At 35.7% G+C, this 26298-nt stretch carries 8 protein-coding genes; all 8 read right to left on the reverse strand.

The window, feature by feature from the left end; all coding sequences use genetic code 11:
• Window positions 1–63 precede the first annotated feature (63 nt).
• The 8 genes from NMK29_RS20925 to mnmG all read right to left on the reverse strand — a co-directional run bounded on the left by NMK29_RS20925 (window position 64) and on the right by mnmG (window position 26259).
• Entirely contained in the window at window positions 64–1041 is a 978-nt protein-coding gene (locus NMK29_RS20925; RefSeq protein ID WP_027394492.1) for a type IX secretion system membrane protein PorP/SprF, read from the reverse strand.
• Between the two features lie 5 nt (window positions 1042–1046).
• Complete coding sequence (locus NMK29_RS20930) at window positions 1047–16022, reverse strand: T9SS type B sorting domain-containing protein (RefSeq protein WP_108802642.1); 14976 nt, start codon at window positions 16020–16022, stop codon at window positions 1047–1049.
• 54 nt (window positions 16023–16076) lie between these two features.
• Entirely contained in the window at window positions 16077–19457 is a 3381-nt protein-coding gene (locus NMK29_RS20935; RefSeq protein ID WP_254097287.1) for a PorP/SprF family type IX secretion system membrane protein, read from the reverse strand.
• Window positions 19458–19460: 3 nt separating this feature from the next.
• Window positions 19461–21509, reverse strand: a complete 2049-nt coding sequence (locus NMK29_RS20940; protein WP_159092302.1) for a gliding motility-associated C-terminal domain-containing protein — start codon at window positions 21507–21509, stop codon at window positions 19461–19463.
• 658 nt (window positions 21510–22167) lie between these two features.
• On the reverse strand, window positions 22168–22689 hold the full coding sequence (locus NMK29_RS20945; RefSeq protein WP_108804605.1) for an OmpH family outer membrane protein: 522 nt from the start codon (window positions 22687–22689) through the stop codon (window positions 22168–22170).
• A gap of 230 nt (window positions 22690–22919) precedes the next feature.
• Window positions 22920–23768 (reverse strand): bifunctional 2-polyprenyl-6-hydroxyphenol methylase/3-demethylubiquinol 3-O-methyltransferase UbiG, encoded by an 849-nt coding sequence (locus NMK29_RS20950; protein ID WP_108804606.1) that lies wholly within the window; start codon window positions 23766–23768, stop codon window positions 22920–22922.
• A gap of 140 nt (window positions 23769–23908) precedes the next feature.
• The gene (locus NMK29_RS20955; RefSeq protein WP_108804607.1) at window positions 23909–24388 is read right to left on the reverse strand and encodes a hypothetical protein; all 480 of its coding nucleotides are present in this window, start codon (window positions 24386–24388) and stop codon (window positions 23909–23911) included.
• Window positions 24388–26259 (reverse strand): tRNA uridine-5-carboxymethylaminomethyl(34) synthesis enzyme MnmG, encoded by a 1872-nt coding sequence (mnmG, locus tag NMK29_RS20960; RefSeq protein ID WP_108804608.1) that lies wholly within the window; start codon window positions 26257–26259, stop codon window positions 24388–24390. Before mnmG ends, NMK29_RS20955 begins: the two co-directional genes overlap by 1 nt.
• Window positions 26260–26298 lie beyond the last annotated feature (39 nt).

The raw sequence follows: 26298 nt of genomic DNA on the forward strand, positions 1-26298 counted from the left end.
AGATAAGTGTTTCCAATATTTATATTTTATCGTAGTAAAAAGAGTAGTTATTTACGATTTATTTTAATAAGTACATCCACATTTACTTTGTCTACATCCAAAGTCAATCCCCAAAGTAATCATATGTGATCCTGCTGCGTTACTTGCATCAAATACTTCATTCACATTTACCTGATATCCATAGGCAACATAGAAATTAGATTTTTTAATACCAATCATCGGAGAAACAGATAAAGGTTTAAAATCCTGATCTACTAATGACCTTAAACTTATTCCTGCCCAATAATAATCTCCTCTATGTAACTTACGTACTTTTAAGTTAAGATCAGCCGTACTTCTACCGTCACCAGCAAAGTTCTGATATAACACTGAAGGTTCTACTTCTATATCGCTAAAGCGATCATAAAAAGTATATCCAGAATACACATAGTAGTTCTGTATAGAAGAAGGTTCGGTAGGATTAAAATCATCTATTTGCTTCTGTAACAAATTCACGGCATTTGCACTTAAGAAGAATCTTCCTAATCGATACAATACTCCAATATCAAAATTCGAATTATTTACTGTAACATTTTCTAAACTTTCGCTAGGCGGCATATTAGGGTCTCCATCATTGAATTGAGATGTGTCTATCCCAAACTGAGTAAACTTATAACTAATACCAAAGGATAGGTATTGATTGGTATACTCATTTAGTGTCAAGTGGTGTGCAAAAGATAATTGTACACCTTTTTGAGAAGTTGCTCCATTTTTATCATTAAATAAAATAGCTCCTACACCCGAACGATCAGAAATACGACCATCTATAGACACTGACTGCGTTCCTGGGGCATCAGCAATATCAACCCACTGTTCAAATCCCGAAGCTCGAACCTGCCAACAATCTCCAATACCTGCATAAGCACTAGATATTAAATATGGATTATCTGCAATATATTGGTTTTGAACTGGTGCAAAAAACTCTTGACCATAACTTCTATTACCAACTATAGCTGTTATTAAAACTATAGCTATTATTATATGTCTTGTGTACGTTCTCATACTTATTATCTATATAAAGTAAAGTGACCTGTAAACTCTCTGTTATCAATGTCATTAAGAATAATGGTAAACCAATAATCTCCTGATGGCAACTCACTTCCTTGGTAAATTCCATCCCAACCGTTATTGGTTCCTTGGTCTCCAACAAACTCAGCTAATAATCTACCATATCTATCGAATACCTTAACTTCCATATCATCAAAGAAGAATGGATCTCTAAACGGATCTTGTCTAGGATACCAGGTATCATTTGTACCATCACCATCAGGTGTAAAGTAATTCGGAATGATAATGTTAATAAAAATCAATTCTTGAACTCCAACTACCTCACAACCCATATTATCTACAACTCTTAATGCATACTCCGCAGTTTCATCTATAGAGAAAATATTATCATCTAATTCTCTATAATCCGCATCGGTTAAATCATTCACCGTTTGCCCATTAGGTATGATTGCTACAAAATAAGTGTAATCTCCACTACCTCCTGTTACAATAATTTCATACTCATTAGGATCCTGAGGATTATTTGTCATCTGAGCAATTGGTGTTGCTAAAGGAATATATTCTTCTATTGTTATTGATCCTAAATCAAACACACATCCTGTAGGAGTATAAGTCATAGTTCCTTGATATTCTCCTGGTTGTACAATGAATGTTGGAGATAAACTATCTCCTGGACTCACACCTCCATCTAGTGATACTAGGTTGTAAAGAATATCAGTGTCTACAGAGTCATCGCCTAAAATAAAGTCTATGTAATATATAGGTGGTTGATTTATCGAACCATCTGTATTTATTATTGGACAATCAACTCTAGGACTCATTACTCCATTAAGAATAGCTCCTTCTGGAATATCCACTGGTAAGTTTATTCTACAATCATTAGCATCTCTAATAAAGATCGTAGTAGTTCCGCCTGGAAGGTCCATATAAGTCAACACTCCGTCCATAAAATCTCCATCATTATTTGTGATATTTGTTGAATACGGTGGTGTACCTCCGGTAATATCGATAGTAACCGCTCCATCACTATCACCAAAACAAGTTTCTGGCGTTATTGCTCCCACAATATTAGCCATTAACTGATCAGGCTCACCGATAGTTACATCATATACTTGTCCACAACCATTAGCATCCTGTGCAAATACCTGATACGTTCCAGGAACTAAATTGGTAAACGTATGTTGGTTAGGAACATTGTCCGATTCATCGTTAAAGAATTGACCTGGATTTGTACTTATTGCAAAAGAATAATCTGGTGTACCTCCAGCCGCAAATACAATAATAGATCCATTATCCTCTCCGAAACAAACCACATCTGTAATTTGAGGTGGAATATTTTCAAACTCCGCAGGATTTATAATATCGAAATCTACTTGAGCAACACAATTTCTATCACTTCTTACTAAATATGTATAGTTTCCTGGTGGTAAGTCAATAAATTCACTATTATTTTGAGGACCCCAAGTTTGAGTAGTAGTATTATTCGTTAACTCAAAAATATAGTCTCCAATACCTCCGGTAACAGTAGCATTAATAACAGCTGTAGCTTCATTAAAACAGTTAATATTTGCAGCAGTTGTATCTAAAGCAATCATTATCTGATTAATTGGTATTACAGGAACTGGCGAAGATAATTGAGATCTACAACCATTTACATCCTCTACAAAGAATTGATACTCTCCTGCTCCAAGGCCTGTAAAAATTCCAGATCCTCCATTTGCTACTTCATTACCATCTTGATCAACATAATAGTATTCAATGATTGCTACATCACTTGTTCCACTAATTGTTACATCTATTGTATTAATATCACAGGTAACTTCTGTAACACTATCTATATTAACAGTAACTTCACTTGGCTCGTTTATAATAGCAGTAGTTGTCGCTGTACAATTTAAATTATCAGAAACTGTAATTGTATAAGTTCCTGCACCTAAATTATTGAACACATTAATAGGCTGTGGTCCACTAGTAGTAACTCCATCAGGGAATGTTAAAGTATACAAATAAGTTCCTGGTCCTTGACCTCCACTAGCAACTACAGTAATACTACCATCAACATCCTCAAAGCAAGTAACACTGCTATCTGCTATTGGATCAACAATTATAGCATTAGGTGACTGTATAGTAAACTGCTCATCGTCAGTACATCCCTGACTATCTTCAGCAGTAACCGTATACAGTCCAGCTGTTAGATTTTCGAATAACCCCGTTGTGTTAGAAATAGCACCAGGAGTTAACGTATATGTAACTGTTCCTTGAGCTCCAGTAACAGACGCTTGGAAAGATCCATCACTACCAGGAACACACGACTCTACAGTATTAATAGCCGATATAGCCGTTACAATTGGCGCACCAGGCCCTGTAATTGCAACAACATTCGATCGTTCTGTACACAATGGATCTGCAGTTTCCACAATTTCTACAATATATACACCTTGTGGTAAATTCACTGGTAAAATATATGGATTAGGATCTGTTGTCGTATCTCCTGTTCCAGAGAACGCTGTTGGATTACCATTTTCATCAAGAATTGTAAAATTATATGGTCCTGTATATCCAGTTATCGATATATTGATCGTACCATCTGCATCTCCTAAACAAGTTTCAGGTGTTTCCTCAGCAGCTACCAATTCTACAAAATCGAATTGATCAATCTCATGAGTAACAGTAATCGTACACATCGTAATCTGATCTGTAATTCTAAAAGTGTAAATACCTAAAGTTCTTGGTAATACAAAATTAGCTGTTGACACACCAGCAGGAGTATCTACTGGAGCAGGTGGATTAATTACAGTGCCTGTATTATCTACTAGTTCAAATAAGAAATCACCCGAACCTCCTTGTACAGATACAGTAACTTCTTCATCAACAGCACAGGTAATATTTGTAACAATAGCTACAGCAGGATTTGTCATTATTGGGAACGGAGCTACTGTTTCAGTTTCTGTTACAGGGTTTGTAGTACAGCTATTACTATCCGTTACTGAAATTAAATAATCCCCTTCCTCATCAGCAGTAATTTCATAATCTATTTCAGGAGTACCTAAATTAGCATCAGCAATATCCAATTCAGTGATAACTACTCCAGACGGTGTTTCGTAAGAAATACTATATGGTGCAGTTCCAGCTGTTATTGTTACAGTAATTATCGGGAATACTGAACTATTATCTGGAGCACAGCTATATGCGCTTTGAGAAATTGCAACAGCAACTTGCGTAGCGTTCGCAACTGTTATGGCAACCTGACCAGAACAACTTCTATCTGAAGTTACCACAACAACATAATCTCCAAATGGTAAATCAGTAAATACTGGGTTATCTATTTGATCAACTCCAACCTGTTGTGCTAAATCAGGATTTCCTGTTCCATCGTCAACATATATTTGATATGTGTAAGGTCCATCTAAATCAGTACCTGTTTGTAAAGTTACAGTAACCGTTCCATCGGTTGCTCCTATACAAGATACAGCTGTTGAAGTTGCTGATGGAATAGGATCCAATGGCACCGTTAATTCTGGAACATCTATCGTAATTGTACACGGTGTAGTAATCGCAGCAATATTGATATCAGTAATTTCTACTATATAATCGCCTGCAGCAATTGGAGTAAAAATATTATTCCCTACCTGAGGTCCAGCAACAATTGCATTTGTAACTTCATCTCTTAGAGTAAAGGTGAAATTACCTGGGTTGACAGTAAAATCTGATCCACCATTAACAGTAACAGTTATCGTTCCATCAACATCTCTACAAGTAGGATCCGTCGTGAAATCTGCAGTAGCAGTTAATTCTGGTAATATCGTTATTGATTCCACATTAGAAGGACATCCATTTTCATCATATACAGTAACAGTATAAGTTCCTGGAGTTGCCACAGTAAATGTATGAGCCGTAGTTCCGTTATTAGCATCTTCTATAATACCTGTATCTAATTGGAATCTTAATATTCCTGAACCTGGTGGTACCGGAACATTACTAGTACCTGATGCTGATATTACATAACTTCCATCATGTGTACATACATCATCTACCGTAAGTGGGTTAAGTACAGGATTGTCAGTTCTATTTACCGTAACCACTATAGAAACAGGGTTAGAGGTACAAGAATTATCATCCACAACGCTAATTGTATAATCTGTACTAGCACCTGTAACAGGTAAATCAAATATTCCCGTTGTGTTGGTAGTTGTAAATGTTCCTCCACTTGGCACATCTGTCGCAGTAAAAGTATAAGGAGATGTTCCTCCAGAAGCTGTTACTACAACTCTTCCATCATCGTTACAATTTGCATTAGTATTAGAATCCAACGCTAATAGTAGTTCTGTAGGTTGAGCAATATTGACAACATTAGACGTATCATTACAAGTAGAAACAGGATCTATAATCGAAACCTGAATACTTCCTGCCTCTAAACCAGTTATGGTGATAGGATTCTGTACCATAGTATCTGCACCTATAGGACCTGTTACGGTTCCTGTAGTCGTATTTGTTACTGTGTAATTGTAAGCACCAGTATGTCCTGTAACAGTAAGCTCTATATTACCTGTAGCATCACCAAAACATAAAATATTTGGAGTAACCACAGCAATATTAGCCTCTATTGTATCATAAGGAGTAATTTCATAAGGTAATGTCTCAATAGAACATTGAGTTCCTTGATCAAACACTCTAAAAATATAATTACCTACACCAGGTAAAAAGAATGAACCACTTGTAGTTGTTGCTCCTCCAGAAGCAACTCCTATCTGAGATGGTACTGCTCCATTGATTTCTATAAAATCAAATGGACCTGTTCCTCCAGTTACAGTAACCGTAACCTCTTCAGTGTTGGTAGTACAATTTATACCTGTTACTAGATTTACTACCGCGTCTGTCATTACAGGGAACGGAGGAATATTAAATGGTACTAGGACATTAGGACAATCATTAGTGTCAAATACAGTAAATGTATAATTACCAGATTCGTTTGCTATAATCTGAATTCCTGCTAAACCAGAATCAGTATCTAATGTAGCTGGATCAACTGGCCCAATGGTATTTCCTGATGGATCCGTATAAGATATAGTATATGGAGAATTACCACCAGCAAAGTTATCTACAGTAATTACAGGAAGATTTATTGTAGCACCGGTACATCCATAAGGTGTCTCCAATGCAACAGTTGCTACAGGAAGTGAAGGTTGATCTATAATATAATCTTCAGTATCCAAACAAATTACATTTAAAGCTCCGTTTGGCTTAGTAACCCTTACTTCAATAGTATACGTTCCAATACCCAAACCTGAGAATACAGGACTTGTTTGGAATGGAGTTACATCTGCTATCGGTGCAGAAATTCTATATTCATAAATAACCGCTGGGTCAGCATCCGTCGATGCAGCTGTTAATGCTGCCGTTATAACACCATCCGTATCACCTATACAAGTAACAAAAGTAGTTTCAGGTACAAGTACTGGAGGCGTCGGAGCATCTATACTTACCGGAGCAGAGAATGAACAAAATGGTGCAATAGTTCCACGTCCATCATCCGTAGCAACTACGATATAATCACCTGGAGCAACACCAGTATAAATTCCATTAACATCACCCGTTACATTTCCTGTTGGTGTTCCAGTTCCGTCTTGTAGTACATATGTTAATGTCCCTTGTACAACACCTGATGTAATTGTTGTAGTAATAACACCTGTAGGGTTTTCACAATCTGGAGCAGTTGTAAATGCTGCACTAATAACTAGTTCGTCATAAACAACAACAGGAGGAGTATCTACAGAACAACCTGTCTCATCCGTAATTGTTATTATATACGATCCAGGAGTAGATACAATAAATTGGTGATTATTATTATCTATACTACCTGTAACTGCAGTTCCTCCATTAATTTGATATAATAATGTACCAAGACCTGTACCATCTACATCAATTATATTGCTATTATCATATGCACAATCATCAATAAAACTAGCTGTAACAGTTGGTAGCGGATTTACCACTACTGTAACATCTACAGGACCGAAACTACATCCATTAAGATCTGCTACCCAAATATCAAAATCTCCAGCAATATTACCTAGATCAATTGTGTTATCATTTAATGGATACGTACCTGGATCACCAGCACCATCGGCCACTACAACATATGTATATCCATCCGTAGTTGGTGGTATTCCAAAAGGTGTACCACCATCAGTATCCATTATTACCTGTGCATTGGTACCACAACTATTAGCTGGAGTAAGATTAGTAGCTACAGAAGTTAATGGATCTGGGATATCTATTTCAAAATCTACTCTGTTCGAACATAAAGTTCCATCATCTTCTCTAACAATCACATAATATCTCCCTGGTGGGAAATTAGAAATTGTAACTGGAACTGTCGCAGGAGATACTACCGCCGAAGTACCAGAAAAAGCTGCTCCTAAAGAAACATTTGTAAACTGATCAAATACTTCCCACGAAACAGATGTAACAGTAGCATCATATCCAGAAATATCAAAACTTATTTCCCCATCATCCAGTGCTGGCACCTCATTACATGTAACATCCGTCGATATAAAATTAATAATATCTGGATCAGACGGAGGCGTTACAGGTGGCACCAACTCCTGATACAAACAACCCGTAGCGTTATCTCTTACTTCTAAGATATAAGTTCTATTAAATTGAAGAACATCAAAAGCACCAGCAGTCATTCCTCCATATCGATGAATTCTTATTGGGTTAGTAGGAGTTGTAACCGTAGCGTTCAATGGTTCATCATTTAAAGGAACAAAATCTCCTAAACCAGGAGAAGGTTCTCCAACAATACGAATGTCAAAACCTAAAGGAGGATTTGTAGTATTGTCTTGACCAACACCACCAACAACATCTATATCAAAAATTACACCGGCAAGACAATTACCAGTTGCAACAACATTCTGAACTAAATCACTTGGTGGTGAGAAAATATTAAACGGCCCTATAGGATCCGGGTTAGAAACGCAACCATTATCATCTTCTACAAAGATAAAATACTGACCAAAATTTAATCCTTCGAATCGAACTGTTGTTGAAGCACTTAGTACAACAGGATTCGTTGAAGTAGTATTAGTAGAAGGAACAATAGGTCTTATTGAAACATCACTTGCATCTACCAATGTATAAGTATATGTTCCTGAACCACCACTTATTTCTAAATCTATCGCTCCTAACTCTGTAACAATAACAGATCCACCACAAGTAACAGGTGTTTCTGTTCTACTTACCTCCAAAATTTCGTCCGGTGCAGCAATTTCTACAGTTCCTGGATATAAACATCCTCTACTACTTCTTACAGTAAAGTTATAAGTATTCTCTACTAAATTAGGGAAAGTTATTTGAGTACCTGTAATTGCCACAAATGTTCCTGTATTTCCGAAATCAATTTCATAAGGGGTTTCTGTTCCTGTCACAGTTACTACAGCAGTACCTGTGTCACCAAAACAATCTACATTTACAGTTGGTGCTGTGATTGTCGGAGCAACCGGATCTGTAACTGTAAAAGGAGAAGTAGTAAATGTACATCCTCTATCATCAGTAACTCTAAAAACATAAGTTCCAGCTCCTGAAGTAGCTACATAATCAACAAATGGTGTAGTACCATTAGTAATATGATCTACAAAAGCACCTCCATTAAATGAAACCGCAATGTCATAAGGGGTGTATCCTCCATTCACAACAAAAGAAAAAGAAGCATCAACCGGAGTACCTGCAGCATTACAAGTAATATCTGCCACCTGGGTAACATCAAGTGAAACCGCCTCTGCAATAGTTTCAGTAAGTGTTACTGGACAACCATTGCTATCTGTTATTGTAATTGTATACGTCCCTGCTTGCGTTAATGCTGGCGTTGTAGTAAAAGTAGTAAGTGCTCCCACATTAGTGTCTGGTATCACTATCGTTCCGCCAAGAGCAACGTTATAAATATAATCTGGTGTTCCAGAATTTGTTCCATCAATATTTATCGTAAAACTTACTGTCCCATCATCCAAACAGAAATCAGAACCAGTATCTATAGTAGCAGCTATTTGTGGTAATTGATTAATATCTAAAGTTTGTGTAGCAGATACACAAGAGTTACTATCTGTTACTATAATTTGATACCCTGTTCCATTCGGAACATTTAAATAAGGATCAGTAACTGGTCTACTTGGACCAACAGCAGTTCCTCCTGAATCATTTAATATCCAAGTGTAACCAACACCACTTCCACCCATCACATTACTAATGGTAACAGTACTTGTATTAGCAACACAATCTTGATCAATAGGATCTATAGTAAACGTAATAACATCAGGTTCTCCAATAATTACTTGATCTGTTGCTGTACAATTAGTTCTTTCATCTGTAACTAAAATATCATATGTTCCAGCTGCTAATATATCTCCTGTTGGAATAGTAGCTGCATTTTGACCAGTAGCTTGCGCAACAATAGTACCTCCTATAGAAACCTCGTATTCATATGTCTCGGTAGTTAAATCAATTCCTGAAACCGTAAATGATAATTCTCCTGTGCTTTGTCCGTTACATAATGGCTCATTTACAACAGTAGCATTTACCGCTATTAAATCAATAGTAGGAACTGTAAAGGTTTCAGTATACACACAACCATCAGTATCTGTTCTTGCAAGGAATGTATATGTTGTTCCAGAAGTTAACCCTGTAAATACATTAGACACTTGAGGTCCTACTGTTATTGGAGCAGTAATTTCATACATTACCGTACTTGTTCCATCTAAAGTTGGGGTCAATGTAACATCTGCTTCTAACGCAGGACATTGAACTTGTGTCGCAGCAAAAGAGAGATCCGTAACTTGTACTAATGGATCAATTGTTAACTGACCTAAGTTTATCGGACAAGAAACAGTATTTGCATCTCTAATAAACAGTGTATAGGTTCCATCTGTCAATCCCGTAAATATTCCTGTTGTATTGCTAAAGTCTACACCATCTATACTATATGCATATGGTGCTGTACCATTTGCAGGATTAGATACTGTAATCGTTCCTAATTGAGGAGTTGTACTAGATCCTGTAGCATCACACCTATATTCTTGGGTAATAGCTATATCAGCCGTTATTGCAACTGGTGCTGTTATTGTTGCATTTACATCCAATGTACAAGCAGGGCTAGCTCCCGATCCATCAGTAATAGTTATTGTATGTGCTCCTACTGGAACGTTATTAAACGTTATTGGTCCAGTTCCTGTTGGTCCCTGTGTAGTAGTTGCGTCTCCATCCAACACATATGTGAATGGTCCCTCTCCTGCTGTTACAGTAATTTCTATACTTCCATTATCTGTAGGACAATCTGGATTTGTAACTACAGGCGCACTTGTAGCAATAGCTTCGTATGCAGTAACAGTTTCTGGATTAGAAAAAGCAGTACATCCTTGATCATCTGTCACCTGAACAACATATGTTCCTGGTGTTGAAATTGTATGGGGAGATGTAATATTCGCTTGCACCAATGTTGGTGGCGAACCTTGAGCATATAAATCAAACTGCGTATACACTGTGCTTCCTCCTGCAGGAGTAAAAGTTATATTAGCATCTTCATTACAATTAATATCATTTGCCAAATCAGCAGTAATCGTCAACTCTGGATTTATTGTAAATGCCAATGCCGCAGTCGAACAATTTGTTGCTGTATTTGTAACAACAACCGTATAATTTCCTGGTGTAAGATTAGGAATTTCGAATGTATTTGCCGGAGCAGGTGTTGCAACTGGTAAAAATGTTATAGCAACTCCAGTTCCTCCATTAAGACTATACTCAAAAGGACCTAAAGGTGTAGGTATTCCAGGAGTAATTGTTACCCATTGAGTTGCTTGATCTGTTCCATCGTAACAATTATCTCCTCCTGTCGCCAATGCTATTGTAGGCGAAGCAGATTGTGTAATTGATTCAGTATTGTTAATCTCACAAGCAGCTGCAGAGTTACCATCTCTTACAAAAATGGTATACGTGTCTACCGCAAGTCCTGTAAAGACATTGTTTGTATTAGGGTAATCTACAATTACTCCACCTCCACTATCCACTAACCTGTATTGATAGTTTCCTCTACCTCCATTAGCGGTTACTGTAATGGTTCCAGTATTTGCACCACAATTTGTCTCCGTAGCGACTGTTGTAAAAGTAAGTGGTGTTGCTGGTTCCGTTACATCCACAGTAGCTGTATCAGAACAGTTTAACGGTGAACCTGAACCTCCTGGATTCGTATCTGTAACTGTAATAGTATATGTTCCTGCAACTAAGCCAGTAACATTTACTGGACTTGTAGTAATACCATTACCAGAATCAACCGTAGTTCCTCCCAATGTAACTGTATAATCAAAAGAAGTACTGTTTGTTACCGTAAAAGACAATGCTCCATTACTTTCTCCTACACAAACCACAGGAGTAGTTTCTACAGCATTCGTTATATCTATAGGGTCGATTACATCTACTCTGTAATCATCATTAAATGTACATTGGTCGTCACTTCTTCTTGCAGTAACAGTGTACGTAATACCTTGTGCTATTGTATAGCTATTCGTAGTTAAAAAGCCGGTGTTTCCTGTAGCACCTGTACCAGTAGCAGGATCAGGAGATACATCATATTCATAGACCACTCCAGCAGCTATATCAGCAGCCGATAATGGAGGTTGCGCTTCGAAACTAACTTCTGAACTTTGAGAAGTACAATCACCATTTCCTGGTGTAAAAGTAATAGAGTCAATAGGAACAAGTGCAGGTACATCTATAGCAAATGGAGCCGCACAATCTGCACTTCCTTGGTTTCTAATGTATATTGTATAAGACCCATCTATACTTACTAAAATATCAAATGGAGTAGTTGTTACATTTGTAAAATTAACATTATCTAAACTCCATTCATAAGAACCAGAACCTCCTGCTATATTATCTACTTGAATAATAGCATCCTCACTTCCGACAATACAACTCAAAGGTCTATCAAGTGTTACATCTGCTGTAATTCCTGTTGGTGAGCTAATAGAGAATCCATATTGTGTAACTGGACATATTATTGGCTCCGGTACCGGAAAAGAACAGTCAGGATTTGTAATTGCAGGTGTGGTATTAGCGTGAGTTACTTGAACTACATATGAATTACCGTCAGGAACACCTGTAAATGTAATTGTTTGACTTCCTGTAGAACTAATATCATTAACCAAAGTCCATAAACTTGGGTCCTCATCGCTCGGATCAGCAGGATCACTAATACCGTTACCACAATTTGGATCTGCAGCACAATCCCAAAGTTGATATGTATATAATCTTCCTGCTACTGTTGGCGAAACATCTACCTGTATTTGTCCTGTGTCTCCAGGGCAAGGAGGTTGAGTAACAGTAACATTGTCAATTACAATTGGCTCATACGGCGTTATATTATCAATACTTGCAGAAATAACACAAGCTGGTGAACCACTAGGAATACTATTATCACTTATTCTAAAGGTATACGTAGTAGCTGGGTTTGCAGGACTAGGAATCTCGAAAATATTACAGGCTACAAAATTACCATCTCCGTTATCATATAAATAATCACCTGAACCATTTAAAACATTTACTTGAACTAAGGCTCCACTATCACAAGTTTCAGGTGCTAATAATACTACTTCCGCATCAAAAGCTGGAGCAGGATTAATCGTAACAGTTGCATCAAAGACACACTCTGGTGTCGGCCTATTTGAAATTACCTCTACAGTATACGTACCTGCTGGTAAATTATTTTGTGTATAATTACCATTATTTGCGCTACTATTAGGCACAATTATAGGGTCTGCTGCTCCTAAAGCGGCACTTGAAATGGTGTATTGATATTCAGGTATTCCACCTGTTACACTTATATTAATTCTTCCAAAACCTGTTCCATTATCATCGTTAACACAAGTTGGATCAACTCCGGTAACACTAAATGTAGGGTCAATAGAAGGAACATTTATTGTTTCTGAATACTCACATCCTGGAAAAGTAGTATCAATAGCATACACAGTAACGTCACCAGCAGTAGATATTGGAAAAACACCTGTCGTATTCGTATAAGGACCTCCAGATGTTAAACTAAATGCAAAATTAGTAGGTACATTTATTACACTAACACTACCATCACTACCACATTCTATTGGGTTCATGGTTAGGTCTGGTTGATAATCGTTCTTAAATACACTAAAATAAAATGGTATGATACACCCACCATCAAACTCTGCAAGAATTCTATAATCGCCTGCTTCAGAAACAGTATAATCCTCTGTGTCTCCACCTGCAACCTCAACCCAATTAGCATCGGTACAATTACCATCTAACAGAGAACAAGGATCATTAGGATCTAAAACACAAGATCCCGAAGGAGTCAATCGTTGCCAAGAAATATCATCTAAGCTAGAAGGATCAAAATTAGTTTCAAGCAATTGTGTCTGATCACCACATAATAAAATTTGTGGTATAGGAACACCACTACAATCTTCAGTAACTATAGTAGTACCATTTACATAATCCAGAACAGGATTGGTAATATCTCTAAAAGCAGTTACTGTAAATTCTTCTGTAAGAGACATACAACTAGGATCAACACCATCAGTATCTTCTTTAAGCACTGTATAAACCCCTGTTTGAGGGTTTGGTACATTAAAAAAGTTAACCGTAGTTACTACTGGTGTAGCAATACCTGGTCCTGACCAAGTATATTGATTATAACCAGTACCTGCAACCAAAAGTAACTCATCATCACAAAAAGTTACATCTAGTTGACACGCGGGAATATTAACAAGTATATTAGAAGCTTCATTTAATTGATCCCCACAAACTCCCAATTGAGAGCTACTCGTTGTACTTCCAAGTGTTCCTGATTGTAATCCAGTATACGTAGCCGTCGCAGAGTTAGTAATTACGTCAGAACAAGCGTCTCTTAATTCTTCACAACTACTTACTAATTGTGCTCTAAATCGTATAAAAATTGGTGCATCCCCCACACCAACTGGTTCATCGTTGGGAGTTTCTACTATACTTGCTGGTATATTAAATTGTAAAACTCCAGGTGTAATCTCTGTATAGGTAACTCCAGGTGGCAACGTAGCATCAACTACTCCTAGTAAATTTGTATTAGGAGGTAATACATCCGTTATAATTACTGTTCCATCAACAAAATCTTCATTACCAATATTTTCTATTTCTAAATCATAAAAAACCTCGTCTCCAAGTTCGACATTATTTCCTGTTATTTCTGTAGTACCATCTAAATCAAAAACCTTTTTAATAATTCTTAGTTCAGGCTCTATAATAGTAACTGAAAAGGCATTAAAAAATACACTATAACGATCTCGATCAGTAAATAACTCGAAGGTAGCAGACGTTTGTCCATTACCTACTAAATCTTTTGTAACATTCGGAAGTTCAAAATAATCCATATCAAACCCTTGCGTATTCTCCGAATTAGGTGTTCGATCTGTGATATAATTACCATCAAAAGATATAGATCCGTTAAAAAAGTTCGTCGTTGGGTTTGCAGATGCATTTCCTTGTCCTAATGCAGTAAGTCCTCCCGATGTGTTTACTATTCTTAATTCATCTCCGCCCAAACTAGTATCACCTTCTAATGAAGAAGTACCAAACCTTACATTAACAGGTTCACTTGCGCCAGTAGGCGTTGTAAAACCACTATAGGTAAACTGTAGTGGAGCCTGACCACTAAAAATCTGAACAAATCCATCACTTGTACTAATAAACTTTGCTGATTCCTGTTGATCTTCATAAATAGCAACTATAAACCACCCTCCACAGGCACCGTCGCCACCACTGGTAAAACCTTGTGTGGCATTCATGTTAGCCAAAGTATATGTACCGAAATAATTATCTGGATCTAACAAACTTGTTACGTCCGCATAACAAACATAAGGAAGTTCGTCATTTGCACTATCCCCTAAAGGATTGGTAGGAGTATTTCTATATCCATCAAAAACAACACTACTCGCTGTTACATCTACATAAGTACCACCTGGCACTTTGAATTTTACATTTCTAAAATCTGCAGGACCTTGTTTTCTTGGATCCGTAAGAGGAAGATTGTTAAGCCAGTCATTACCACTGCTTGTTGATAAAGTAGCTAAGACTACGTTAGTTTCTGCTTGTAATAAAGGTATTAAATCTCCTCCAGTGAAATTTGCATTATTGATATCATCATTTCCTATAGAAACTGATGGAATGTTAATTGCAGTTCCATTTCCTGTCATTCTTGGCAGCAACCCCCCATCGTTAACAATCACAACTCCAACAGCTCCAGCACTTTCGGCATTCACTACTTTGTCTCGTAGGGAACAACTTCCTCCATCTCTAATAACTGCAATATTACCTGCTAACTCAGCAGAGTTTGTAATAGTACCACATCCGTTCACCGGTTGCGCAACCACTAAATATGAAGTTACCGGACTAAATTCTATATCCGAATTATCATTACTAAACTCTGAATTCCTAGCTGTATACATTTGTGCTAGAGGACCATTGTTGATAATAAATGCTGTACCCGTATTTGAATTAGAAGATATTTCATTATTCGAAAAATTGATAGGACTATCCTGTCTAGCCATATAATAGTTAGCCGACCAATATAATCCCGCATACACCAATCGACTACAGTCTTCTCTTGGTGCAGTTAAACCTGCCTCACTAGAACTAAACGTCGTTGGATCGTTATCCACATCTATAAAAGCAGTAACATAATTTCCATTATTATCATTACCATTGTAATTTCGATTAGGATTGGTAAAAGTAGTACCGTTATCATCTTCAATAACTCCAACAATATCGTTACCGGTCATAACCATGTTTCCTCTAATATTATTGAATTGAGCTCCTGGTCTTGGAGTAATAGGAACCGATTCTTGCGCACTTATATTACTTATGGTACTGATAATAAATAATATTAACAGTACAGCTTTTTTGGGGAATAGTGTTTTCATAAGCTGCTTTTTATTTGAGTTGTGTTATTCATTCTAATTCTTTTGGGGTGCTATCTATTGTATCTTTAATATATATAGATCGCCATTATATGTATTATTAACATTAGAGAACAAGCTCTGCTTTGCACTATCTAATGTGTCAAATCTATCTAAATAAACATATATATAATTATCTTTTGGATTCCTGAAAAACTTAGGCTCTAAACCTTGAGACTTCAATCTCTCCATTCCTCTTTCAAAATAATTTTCTCTTTTGAAAATGTTTGTTATTAAGTAATAACCGTTCTCAATATTATGCCCTCCTATATAGGATAAACTTTCTGTTAAAACGGTATCATCTTTTACTGTATCCTTAATTAATCTTGACTCTTGAACCAACCTTTTTAAAGATTCTACTCTACTCTTAGCGATATTTAATATCCACATATCACCAAAATACTTATTACCAATATTATTCAAATAATTCTCTGCTGCTTCCTCTTTATTAGCATAGTATTTTATAGCAACATATTGATATTGGTTTTCTGGATTTAAGATTACCTGAGAATCGTTAAAACCTAAATCTTTTAACTTATTAGTAAAACTATCAGCATAAGTTCCTCCTCTAAACACATTTCCGATCAGATAAAAACCTTCTGGATATCCTGGAATATATTTAGTTGCATATTTAGCTTCGGGTCTTGTTGCTTCAGCGAACTTTATAAATCTATTTTTAGAAGTAAGTCTCTTAGAGCTTGTAGGATCATTGTTTTTCTTAACCTCTTCAGCTTCATCACTCATACTTACTAAAGACTCTAAAAGTTTATTAAACTCTCTCTTATCTAAGTTTTTCGAGGATGTTAATAGAGAATCTCTAGATGCAATTAATTTATCAGTAATTCTACTACTATTGTCTAATTCCTTTTGTATTTCTTCTAAATCTTCACCTCCATCATTTTCAGCTTCTGCTTCTTGTCTCTGTCTCTCTTCTTCAGCCAATCTTGCTGCTTCTGCTTCTTGTCTCTGTCTCTCTTCTTCAGCCAATCTTGCTGCTTCTGCTTCCTGTCTCTGTCTCTCTTCTTCAGCCAATCTTGCAGCTTCTGCTTCCTGTCTCTGTCTCTCTTCTTCAGCCAATCTTGCTGCTTCTGCTTCTTGTCTTAATCTTTCTTCTTCAGCCAATCTTGCAGCTTCTGCTTCCTGTCTTTGTCTTTCTTCTTCAGCCAATCTTGCTGCTTCTGCTTCTTGTCTTAATCTCTCTTCTTCAGCCAATCTTGCAGCTTCTGCTTCTTGTCTCTGTCTCTCTTCTTCAGCCAATCTTGCTGCTTCTGCTTCTTGTCTTAATCTCTCTTCTTCAGCTAACCTTGCAGCTTCTGCTTCTTGTCTCTGTCTCTCTTCTTCAGCCAATCTTGCTGCTTCTGCTTCTTGTCTTAATCTCTCTTCTTCAGCCAATCTTGCAGCTTCTGCTTCTTGTCTCTGTCTCTCTTCTTCAGCCAATCTTGCAGCTTCTGCTTCCTGTCTCTGTCTCTCTTCTTCAGCCAATCTTGCAGCTTCTGCTTCCTGTCTCTGTCTCTCTTCTTCAGCCAATCTTGCAGCTTCTGCTTCTTGTCTCTGTCTCTCTTCTTCAGCCAATCTTGCTGCTTCTGCTTCTTGTCTTAATCTTTCTTCTTCAGCCAATCTTGCAGCTTCTGCTTCTTGATCTTTTTGTACAGTAACTTCTCTTTCCAGTGTTTTCTGAGACTCTTCTCTTCTTCTCTGCTCAGCCATCTCCAACTCCAATTTCTTCTGAGCAGCTAACCTTTCTTCCTCGGCCTTTTGCTCCGCTATTTCAACCTCTAATCTCTTCTGTGCAGCTAATCTTTCTTCTTCAGCTTTTTGCTCAGCCATTTCAACTTCTAGTTTCTTCTGAGCAGCTAACCTTTCTTCTTCTTCTCTAGCGGCTTGAGCTTCCGCTTGTTTTCTAGCTTCTTCAGCAGCTATTTCTTGTCTCTCAATCTCAGCAGCTTGTTCAGCAAGTTTAGTCGCTTCTTCAGCTTTTCTTCTCTCTTCGGCTTCGGCTTCGGCAGCAGCTTCTTGTTGTTCAGCTTCGGCTTCTCTAGCAGCTTCTTCAGCAGCTATTCTTGCTTCTTCTGCTTGTATTCCTGCAGCTTCTTCAGCTTTTCTTCTCTCTTCAATTTCTAATTCAAGATTTTTCTGAGCAGCTAATCTTTCTTCTTCAGCTTTTTGCTCTGACATCTCAAGCTCTAACTTCTTTTGAGCGGCTAATTCTTCTGCTTGCTTATTGAGTAATTTTACTTCTTCTTCTCTTTGTAAAGCTAATTGTCTTGCTTTTCTAGCTTCTTCTTCTTTAGCTTCTTGAATAGATCTCTCTAATCTATTCATTGTTCTTTGTGCTTGACTAAGAGAATCTCCTCCTGTTCTTTGTAATTCTCTTATTATTTTATTTTGATCTAAGATCTCTTTCTTAAGTCTTCTAATTTCGGAATCCCTCTGTAATGAACTTTTTGAAGAAATATTTCGTCTTTTACTTCTACGTTCTTCTTTAGCAAAATTAAACGCTAGTCCAAACTCGTGCGTAGCTCCGAACTCGGCAGCCGTAGCATCTCCACCAATACCTGGTTCAACAGTATAACCTATAGAAACCACTTTTGTAATGTTTGCTCCAATCCCTATAGAACCTCCATAAAAACTATTATAGCCAAGTTGTGCCCATCCGTATTTTGGTATTTCGAATAAGACATTACCTCCATATCTTAAATCCTGTTCACCTGGTTTAGAAGCGTAAACCATTCCACGTAATTCATTATCAATTCTTCTCCAGTCCAATTCTGTAGTATACATTACATGACCAGAATATTCGAAATTATCAGTTAATAATTCGCTCGCGGTAAGATTATAAGTAACTAGATTTCCTACGGATACACCAACATCGAAATTACCATAATTGAAGTTTACTCCAGGGCGTAATAAAAATACGGAGCTATTTTCGTAATTATTGATTATGTCGTCATTTACTTGTGCCTCGTCAAGATTACTTTTTAAAGCACTTTGGGAATAACTTAAATTTACCCCAAACGTAAAATTCATATCTCTATTTAATTCTATATTATATGCATAATTTAATGTAGCACCAAAAAACCTAAATATCCCTACATTCTGTTGAAACAAGCCAACACCTATCCCAGTTTTTTCCTCAAATCTAGCAGAGTAATTAAGAAAATATGTCTGAGAATTATCACTAAAACTCGCTCTAGGGTTTCGATTATATATGTTTATTGAATTTTTATTCTCTCTTACCAAGGAAAAGGTAGGGTTAAACATAAATCGATTATACTTAAGAGAATTATGTAACGGAATATCTGATGGCAATATACCTGATGTATTAGATGATCCATCTTGTGCATTCACAAGATGTGAGCAAAAAATTAATGTGGATATATAAAGTATTTTTTTAATCATAAATTATCTCATTACTGTAATTGTCCCCTTTTTAACAACTGTACTACTTCTAGAAATTATATAATAATAAATAAGTTCACTTGCTTGAGATGCAGAATCATTAGGCCAATCTGCATTATAACCTCCAGTTTTTTGGAAATCTATTTTTCCATTCGATGAGTATATAGTTACTTCTACATCATTTTCGCTAAATGAATTTGGTAAAACCCACGCATCATTTGCGACATTTCCTCCAGGTGTAATAACATTAGGGATTAATTCCGATAACGCTGCCGGTCCTCCGACCACAGCAATTTGTGTATCTGTAGTACATAAAGAAGTACTTATTCTGGCAAAATAATTTCCATCTTCTGTTACGGTTAACGTATTCGTTGTTTCGCCATCTATTAAAACTTCTTCCCCATTTTCAATTACATACCACTCATATGTGAAATTCACATTTAATGGCGCTGTCAACACAACAGACTCTCCAGGTTCTAAAACTGGAGGAGTAATATCCAATACTATATCGCTAGATAAAAAGTCAATAGGTAAATTATTAGAGACAGCATCTGGTAAACCTCCTGGTCTAAAAACAGCTCTTAATTCAAAACTTCCTCCGCTATCTGAACGACTAACATCTAACGACAAAGAAGTCTCACCAGTTGAGACTCCATCATTAAACCATTCGAAATCGAAAAAATTAAATTGTTCCGTTGTCAGTGGAACCCGATCTCCTGTCGAGGTTATTCCCACCATTTCGGTCAATGTAATTGTAATTGGATCCTGTTCACAATCAACAACTTCATCTGGCGCTATGACAATATCAAACCTTTCGGCTGATCTTATTATAGTTTCAGAAAACAACATTGTCATACATGGATCATCCGGAAATAGTGCATCAATCTCTATTCTATAATCCCCAACCCCATTTACTGGTACATCAAAAGTAATTGTTGGACCTGTTGTAATTCCTTGAATTAAAACATTTGTATCTCGTATCCATCTAAATGTACTTCCGATTGGGGCATCAGTTTCTACAGTTAAAGTTAATATCTGTGTTGGTAACAATATCAAACCTTCTGGAAGTGGAACTGTTATGCTTGAACCCTCATTAGTAACTGTTACTAAGTCGGTAGTTAGCGTACAATCATCACTTAATTCTATTCGTAAAGTATACTCTCCACCGAAATCATTATCAGGTAAAATTATATTTGGAGAAATTTCGCCATCTAGTTCTTCACCATCCTTTATCCACTGATAGTTATATGAAAAATCTATTAAGCTTGCTCTCAATTCTTTGAATTCATCAGGGCAAAATGAAAAATCATCATCCGTTACTATTGTAATATCATCAGGATTAATCAATGAAGCATCTACAGCATTCGATCTATTAAGGGGATTGAAAAAATTATTACATAATCCTAGTGGAACTCTTGCTATATATCTTCCTACTTCTGTAATTATTAAAGATGGGCTATTTTCTCCCGGAATTATCGCTCCATCCTTTAACCATTCCCATTTCAATGTATTAACATCAACATTGTTATCATTTTCATCTCTAACTTCAACAGCTATCTCTTTGGCAAATGAAGCTACATTACAAAAAATTATCTCATCTCTACCATTTAATATTATTTCTAAATTATCATCAAAAAAATGAAATGCTATTGCATCAGAGATTTCACTTGTTATATCAACCTCTGAAGCCCTTACCCGTAATCTGAAATCATCGCTATTGGCATTAGTAGGTACAGAAATATTTGTAAAATCTATATTAGAAGTAGCCGCAGTTCCATTATTTGGACCGGTAACTCTTCCTAATTCTGTTATATCCGATTGATTGGCAAAACTTCCTGTAGCATCTGAAAGTTCTAAAATAAATTCATTATTGGTTGGTAATGCATTACCAGGTGACAGTTCCGCAGTGAAATCAAAACCATTCGTCAAAGTACCACAAGCTTGAGGAGCCGAAGTAAGCGATGGCGGACCTATATTACGCTGCGCTTTGGCGACATGGATACCCATTGCCAAAACTATCATGACGATTAAGAGGTTAAGTCTTTTATTCATAGCTATCACATCAGTTAAATTTGTGTGAATATATGCAACATTAATCAAGCGATTTGGGGCGCTTGTTGATAATGTTGTTAATATAAATATTGTAAAGTCATAAAATTATGAATTAAAAATTTATATCAAACCAATTTTTCGTTTTTTTTTGTAATAATATTCTTACTCTGTTTTGAAGAGTATGATTACATCTCTAAAAACATAAAGTATTACTCGTAATTATTAATATTAAATCACTGATAATCATCAGTTTGTAATAAAAAATCATACCAAAAAAATTACCAGAAAAAACGTGTTTTTCTGTTTTTTACTTACAAAAATCAAAAATTATTTGAATGAAAAAGGGGAAAAAAAAATAATTCTTTGAGGTTGTGTGTTCATTAGAAACATCTAAAAAAGGCAGTTTTTGCCGATTAAGTGTACCATTTTTTTTGAATTATTAACCAAATTTAACGTTAATTATTACTCATAGGTCCGTCCTAAATATTACAAAAAGTACGTAGAGGAAAAAGTTATTATTTTTTTATATAAATATCATCTAAAAATGACATAATTATGATGAAAAAAACTTTTAAATATAGGGAAAATTCCCTAAAAAATTGCATAAAAAAACCCCGAAAACACTCCCGAGGTTTTTTACACTTTAAAAATCTAAATATTACTCATTAGATGTCTTTTCTCCATTAAGTTCTTCTATAATTTTATCCGTAAGATCTAACTCTTCTTTCGCATAAAACAAATTTTTCACTTCTGTTTCTCCATAGATATACGTATATCCATTTTTCTTACCATATTCTTTTATAAAACCCTCTACTTTTGAAATAATGGAGTCTATTTCAGCTTGACTACCTTGCTGAATTTCTTGCATTCTTGTTTGCTGTTCTCTTTGCAAGCCTTGTTGCTTCACCATCAATTCCTGCTCCTTCTTTTCTCTATTTGTTTGAGACATTGATTTCATAATATTTTGATATCCTTGTACCTCAATTTGAAATTGCTTTGCTTTCTCTTCTAATTCTGCACGTACTTCATTATTTTTCTTAGTCCACTTTTCTTTAGCGGTCTTCATCTCATTAAAATCAGATACTACTTTTGTATTATTTACAAAACCAGTTTTCTCAATTTGCTGATTGCAAGAAGTCAATCCTATTATCGCAATAGCAATCCATATAAAATTTCTCATTATTCTAAAATTTAGTTCTGCGCAAAAATATCAAAGTTAGATTGATGTTATACCTATAAGTACATCAAATTAATCTGATATAAGAAAAAACAATAGCAAAGGGGTTTACTATTGTAAAAATCAATAATTTTTGACTAAAAACCAACGATTTTAAGCCGTTTTTATAAAAAAGGAAAGAGTATTTCTACAAAACATTAAAAAACACCCTCAAAACTTCTTAAAAAAAGAAATCATCCGTTTTTAAGAATATAAATATGAGAAGAATATTCTTTTGATCCTTTTGCTTTAACATTAGAGAGAAAACCAATCCAAACTGCTCGAAAATAGTTCATCGCACCATTTTTATATTTCTCCGATAACAATGCAACATAAAACGAATCGAAAACCAACGGTACGATTTTCTTTAAGTTAATATTTTCTTTTGCAAAAAGCTTTTCTATTGATGTTTTAGAAAAATGCCATAAATGCCTTGGTACATCATAAGCCGCCCAAAATGATTTATAATAACCAGCGTCAAATGACTTAAAATTAGGAACCGCTATTATTATATATCCACCAGGTTTTACCAATCGTTTTAACTCTTTTACCTGAATCTCTAAATCAGGAACATGTTCTAATACATGCCACATAGTAACAACATCATAATTATGCGAAGGTAAATCAGTAGTATTTGGTTCTAAAATAATCTTCTTTTTTCGCGCAATTTCTCGAGCTTGTTCATTTGGCTCTACACCTTTTACCTGCCAACCTTTCAACCCAGCTTGCACTAAAAAATCTCCTGTTCCTCCACCTATATCCAAAAGAGTACCAGAACCTTGATTTAAACTCGATATTAATTTGACCTTTTTATTAAGTGAATATTTCTTAACTAAGTGATAAAGTTTCTCAAAAAAGCTTCGTTTAGAATCCGTATGAGAAATGTAATCATCACTTTCGTAATATTTACCTAAGTTTTCAACATCAGGTTTAGGCAATGTTATTAACATATCAAGATCCTTATCTTCATATAGCTTAAACTTTTCTCCAGAAACTGTAAAATCCTTACACTCTATATAAAAATCCAATTTTTCCTTATTCATTTTAAATCGAAAACTATTTTTTAAAATTACGCTGCACTTTTTAAACTACGTATAAAACAACCCAGCATTTTGTCAATTTTAAAACACTGAGATTATTCAAAACATTTTAAATCCAAATCAATTACATGTTCCACGTGGAACTATAATTTTGTAGCATCGTAAATTTCCACATCTAACATTTCACTTAGTGAATTTGCTATACTTAATGCTTTTTTATAATCACTAGTTCTATACAATGTAACTTTTCTGTTATCTGTAAAAAACCGTACAGCCAACTTATCATGTCTTTCTTTGGTTCCTATTCCACTAACAGCTCCCCATTCATTACTTGAACTTACGGAACCATAAAAAATAGAGATATAACTAGGAAACTCCAATTCCAAATTAGTCTTAAACAAAACATAACCAAAAACAGAAAATAGTTTTTGGTTATTAAAGTCTTTATTTATTTTATAAGATATTGAAAATCCAAAAACCAAGAATGAAACTATAAAAAAAAACACTCTTCCGAATAGTGGTTCAGAATCTAAAAACAATCCAAATACAGAAATAACAAGAACAATTGTGGTAAGAATTTTTCCTTTCAGTGCTCTTTCTTGTTTACATAGTACACTTTTCATTATCTACCCATATACACTAATAAAACAGAAATATCACTAGGTGAAACTCCACTAATTCTAGAAGCCTGAGAAATTGTAGCTGGTCTAATCTTACTCATTTTCTCACAAGCCTCGTAAGAAAGAGATTTTAACTTTGTATAATCAAAATCCTTTGGGATTTTAACATTCTCTAAACGATTAAGCTTATCAGCATTATTTTTTTCTTTTTCTATGTATCCAGAATATTTAACTTGTATCTCCGTCTGTTCTAATACTTCCTTATCGAGATTATTTTCTTCAATATAGTTCGACACTTTGCTAAAACGTTTCATGTCATCTAATGTAATCTGAGGACGCGCAAATATTTTAAACATCTTACCGCTTTGACTAATCGGTGAAGACTTTTTGTCTTCCAAAACAGGATTTGCTTCAATAGGTCCAACACTAGTTTCTCTAAAAAAGTTAACAAACGCTTTTGCCTGCTTTTCCTTCTGCTCCATTCTTTTTAATCGCTCATCTTTAGCCAAACCAATTCTATGAGACATAGGTGTTAGTCTAAAATCCGCATTATCTTGTCTTAATAACGTTCTATACTCAGCTCTGGAAGTAAACATACGATAAGGCTCCTCTGTACCCTTAGTAATCAAATCATCAATAAGAACTCCTATATAAGCCTCGCTTCTTTTTAGTGTAAACTCATCCTGTTCTTTAACCTTAAGAGCAGCATTTATCCCAGCCATTAAACCTTGAGATGCTGCTTCTTCGTAACCAGTAGTACCGTTAATCTGTCCAGCAAAAAATAATCCTGAAACCAATTTAGTCTCTAATGTGTGCGTTAATTGCGTTGGTGGAAAATAATCATACTCTATTGCATATCCTGGTCTAAAAAACTTTACGTTTTCAAATCCTACCACAGATCTCAACGCTTTAAACTGAACATCTTCTGGTAAGGATGTAGAAAAACCATTTACATAAACCTCGACTGTATTCCACCCTTCTGGTTCGATAAACATTTGATGTCTTTCCTTATCAGCGAATCTATTTATTTTGTCCTCAATCGAAGGACAATATCTTGGTCCAATACTTTTTATTCTACCATTAAACATTGGAGATCTATCAAAACCCTCTCTTAACAAATCATGCACTTCTGTAGAAGTATACGTCATATAACACGATCTCTGATTTACTAATGGTTTAGATAAATCAGAATAACTAAACTTTTCGGGATTATCATCACCAGGTTGTTCAGTCATTTTGGAATAATCCAATGACCTTCCATCAACTCTAGGAGGTGTACCAGTTTTCATTCTTCCTGAATCAAATCCTAAATCAACTAATTGTTCTGTAATTCCTGTAGCCGCTCTTTCACCTGCTCTTCCTCCACCAAATTGCTTTTCACCAATATGAATCAATCCATTCAAAAAAGTTCCATTAGTTAACACAACAGTCTTGGCTTTTACCTCAATTCCTAATGAAGTTCTTACACCTTTGATTTTATCATTTTCTACAATAAGTCCACTTACCATATCCTGATAAAAATCCAAATTCGGCGTTTGTTCTAATAAAAGCCTCCACTCTTCTGCAAACCTCATTCGATCGCTTTGAACCCTTGGACTCCACATTGCTGGTCCTTTTGACTTATTCAACATTTTAAACTGAATAGCCGTTCGATCACTTACGATACCACTGTATCCTCCTAACGCATCAATTTCTCTAACAATTTGTCCTTTTGCGATTCCTCCCATCGCAGGATTACAACTCATTTGAGCTATATTCTGTAGATTCATTGTTATCAACAACGTACTACACCCTAAATTTGCGGCTGACGCCGCAGCTTCGCTCCCAGCGTGTCCAGCACCAACTACTACTACATCATACTCTTTATCAAACATAACACTATAATTTGTTCCACGTGGAACACTCTCTTTATT

The organism is Aquimarina sp. Aq107 (genome assembly GCF_943733665.1).
Taxonomy (GTDB): Bacteria; Bacteroidota; Bacteroidia; order Flavobacteriales; family Flavobacteriaceae; genus Aquimarina.

What these genes read in the sequence shown, in the direction of transcription:
- NMK29_RS20925 (WP_027394492.1), bottom strand. Translation starts at nt 1,041, where the DNA reads ATGAGAACGTACACAAGACATATAATAATAGCTATAGTTTTAATAACA.
- NMK29_RS20930 (WP_108802642.1), bottom strand. Translation starts at nt 16,022, where the DNA reads ATGAAAACACTATTCCCCAAAAAAGCTGTACTGTTAATATTATTTATT.
- NMK29_RS20935 (WP_254097287.1), bottom strand. Translation starts at nt 19,457, where the DNA reads ATGATTAAAAAAATACTTTATATATCCACATTAATTTTTTGCTCACAT.
- NMK29_RS20940 (WP_159092302.1), bottom strand. Translation starts at nt 21,509, where the DNA reads ATGAATAAAAGACTTAACCTCTTAATCGTCATGATAGTTTTGGCAATG.
- NMK29_RS20945 (WP_108804605.1), bottom strand. Translation starts at nt 22,689, where the DNA reads ATGAGAAATTTTATATGGATTGCTATTGCGATAATAGGATTGACTTCT.
- NMK29_RS20950 (WP_108804606.1), bottom strand. Translation starts at nt 23,768, where the DNA reads ATGAATAAGGAAAAATTGGATTTTTATATAGAGTGTAAGGATTTTACA.
- NMK29_RS20955 (WP_108804607.1), bottom strand. Translation starts at nt 24,388, where the DNA reads ATGAAAAGTGTACTATGTAAACAAGAAAGAGCACTGAAAGGAAAAATT.
- mnmG (WP_108804608.1), bottom strand. Translation starts at nt 26,259, where the DNA reads ATGTTTGATAAAGAGTATGATGTAGTAGTAGTTGGTGCTGGACACGCT.